The organism is Bradyrhizobium sp. ORS 375, assembly GCF_000239775.1.
In the GTDB taxonomy this organism is placed as follows: Bacteria; Pseudomonadota; Alphaproteobacteria; order Rhizobiales; family Xanthobacteraceae; genus Bradyrhizobium.
This window is the reverse complement of record NZ_CAFI01000370.1, coordinates 1-917: the sequence shown is the minus strand read 5'-3', so window position 1 is coordinate 917 and position 917 is coordinate 1. Positions and strand designations below refer to the sequence as shown.

2 tRNA genes are annotated in these 917 nt (G+C 60.1%); both read right to left on the bottom strand.

Features of this window, described 5'->3' with window-relative positions:
• Positions 1-362: 362 nt before the first annotated feature.
• Positions 363-438, bottom strand: a tRNA-Ala gene (locus tag BRAO375_RS25865).
• A gap of 180 nt (positions 439-618) precedes the next feature.
• A tRNA-Ile gene (locus tag BRAO375_RS25860) sits at positions 619-695 on the bottom strand.
• Between the last annotated feature and the right edge of the window lie 222 nt (positions 696-917).

Below are 917 nucleotides of genomic sequence, written 5' to 3'. Positions count from 1 at the left end.
CTGTGCGGTCAAGCGCAGCGAACAGAGTCATTTACAACAAGCGACAAGCTTCACAGCTCGAGACTTGCGCCGAAATGACCCGGAGATAGTGAAGGCGTCGGTGCAAAGTCGAGGTGCGGACCGCTTGCGCGGTGGCCCTCATTGCACGACCCTACTCGGATCGATCTCCTCTTCACGATGTCAGATAACCCGCAGTTGCCTGAAGTCCCGGTGAGGACCAGACAATGCGAAATGTTGTCTCGCGGACGAATTTGAACACGCCGATTAGCTAACAGCCCGCCTGCGCCCTGTCGGGCTTCGGCGCGGCAGCCTTCGCTGCACATCTGGCTTGCCGAGCCGGAGCAGGCGTAGCCTGCGAAGGCTGGTGGAGCCTGTCGGGATCGAACCGACGACCTCATGCTTGCAAAGCACGCGCTCTCCCAGCTGAGCTAAGGCCCCATACTCGGAAAGACGAAAGCAATGAGCGTGATCGTCGAGACGATGCTTGCCAATCAAGTCCGCCTACGCCCTATCGGGCTTCGGCGCGACAGCCTTCGCGCATCTTCGACCTCACTCAGTCGAAATGCACAGGGCACGATCGGCTGGCTGGCCGAGCCGTAGCGCCGGAGGCGCGAAGGCTGGTGGGCCTGGGAAGACTTGAACTTCCGACCTCACGCTTATCAAGCGCGCGCTCTAACCAACTGAGCTACAAGCCCTAACGCTTGAGAGGCTCGGATCAGGTCAACCACCCGGCGCCTCACAGCGCCATGATGATGCACAGCGCCAAGCCCCAGGCAGCGTGTTCGTCCGCGAAGAAAGAGAAACGAAGACGGCGAAATCCCGCCAATGGAGCTCACGCAAGACCTGGCGGTCTCGGTGGCCCCTCATGTTTCTAAAACAGCTCGATAGTGCGCGATCCGAAGATCGTGGTCCGAAGA